The sequence below is a fragment of the Algibacter sp. genome, assembly GCF_049667265.1.
In the GTDB taxonomy this organism is placed as follows: Bacteria; Bacteroidota; Bacteroidia; order Flavobacteriales; family Flavobacteriaceae; genus Algibacter_B.
This window is the reverse complement of the sequence record NZ_JBATHX010000290.1, coordinates 1-2,062: the sequence shown is the minus strand read 5'-3', so window position 1 is coordinate 2,062 and position 2,062 is coordinate 1. Positions and strand designations below refer to the sequence as shown.

The window sequence follows — 2,062 nt, the reverse complement described above, 5'->3', positions numbered from 1 at the left end:
GAACGCCCTAATGAAGCATTTGATGATGTGGACGAATAACCTTCCCAAGCCTCAGTACCCGTTTCCATATAGTTTGTCCATCCATCAATTTCTACTGGCTTATTGTTACTTTGAGATTCAAAATCTTCATAAAACAAATTTTGAGAACCAAAGCTTGTGGCTAATCCACAAGATAATTCCAAAGGGTCGCAACGCGTTTCATTATCAAAATTAACATCTGCCGAACTATTAATAACTAACACATTAAAATCGTCTCTAAAATCGCGACTAAAAATACCTGTTACACTTCCTTGGCCTTGCGGCACAATTAAAGTTTTAAAATCAGAAAACGTACTCGTTTGCATAATCATTTGAATACCCGAATTGCAACTTTCCAATAACCGTAACCCATCAAACTCATCAAAAGATTCACTCGCATAGCTTGCCCCTAATTCAAATCTATTTAATTGCATATTTTCTAACTGAATCAAGGTGTTTTCATCGCTATCTGTTAACTCTGCCAAACCTGAAATTTTTGGCGTTATAGTCGCAATTTCATTACTTCTTATAACAATATCTTTATATTCAGCAGGTTGAATTTGCTCCACTTGCACCGCATTTCCTTTGCCAATTGTAATTACGCCACTCGTTGCCCCAATGGTTAAACCAGTCATTTTAACGTACACTTTTTGCCCAAATTGATACGTGTCAGATAAGCTACTCACATTAATATCAACCTTAAACCCAAGTCTGGGATCACTATCTGTGCTACTTCCATCTATTTTATTCTGAATAATTAATTCTTCAAAAAAGTTTCCAGATTTATCAGACGACACAACATAACCAACAATATACAAATCAGTTTCATCATCAATAACAACGGTTGTATTTCCGCCATTTACAGCCTGCTCATAAAGCGATTTTATGGCTTTAAAAGTGGTAATTTGCTCTTGCGGAATATTGGGTTCTGTTATCGAAATATCAGGCACACTATAATCATCATCCTTAACACACGATGCAAAAAGCACTCCTAAAATCATAACACTTAAAAAGATTGAAATTTTATTCATAACTCCGTATTTTATTTTTTTATTTGGGCGCCTGCCGGCAGGCAGGCCTAACGCACATTTCAACTAAATTCAACATTTGAGATTTCTATTAAAAACTAACATTCAAATTCAAAAAGTATGTAGCGCCTCTACCATACCAATATTTAGGTCCAAAAACGGGCGAATTTAGAGCCTTATCATCTCGCAATTCTCTGTAATTAGCATTTCTACCCTGCTCAAAACCCCCAGTTTTATAAACAGCATCTAAAAGGTTATTAATACTTGCAAAAAAGCCTATATAATGTTTGCCTAGTCTCCATGATTTGCCACCTACCAAATTCACCGACATATAATCATCAAACCGTTCTTGTTTTAATAACTCTCTGGCTAAATCTTCATCGTAATCATTAAAAACATTGCCATCAAAATCGGTATTAAAATTTGACGATCTTGTTAACGGACTCACATCAACATAGGTGTTTTGGAAAAAATTTGCAGTAGCTCCAAACCACCAATAATCAGGGTCACGATATTCAAAACCAACCGAATATGCGTTTTGCGGTCCAGAAGCCAACTTATAATCTTTTAATTTTGACTGTCCGAAATCTTTAAATCCGTTTACAAATCCGGCAGCCTCAGCTTCAGCATCTGGTTCGGTCGATAAAAATAAATTTGGGTTATTATCATAAGTAAATTGCCCAACAGCAGCGGCACCTTTCAATTTAATTGTAGGCGTCACTTGGGCCTCAATTCCAAATTCGCCACCAAAATGTTTTTTGTCTATGCCTTGTAAAATTTCTTGAACAAAAGCCGTATTATCACCACCAACGCCATCAGCAAAAAAGAAAGAGATCTCACTTGCATCAGCTATTTTCGTGTAATAACCCGTTAATTTCGCTTTTATAGTTGGTGTTCGAAAAATATAACTTGCATCAACTGAGGCTATATTTTCATTTGAAATATTAGGAACGGTATTATGGTTTTCTCTAGAATTAGAATACGTGTTTTGTATGGATGGTGCTCTAGAAATATAT

At 35.6% G+C, this 2,062-nt stretch carries 1 protein-coding gene and 1 pseudogene; both read right to left on the bottom strand.

Annotated features, from left to right (window positions below; translation table 11 throughout):
* Window positions 1-1,049: DUF5689 domain-containing protein (locus WBN21_RS10735; protein ID WP_424200133.1), on the bottom strand; the 1,049-nt coding region annotated here is incomplete at its 3' end.
* Between the two features lie 88 nt (window positions 1,050-1,137).
* A pseudogene (locus WBN21_RS10730) lies at window positions 1,138-2,062 on the bottom strand (TonB-dependent receptor); the annotation flags it as partial.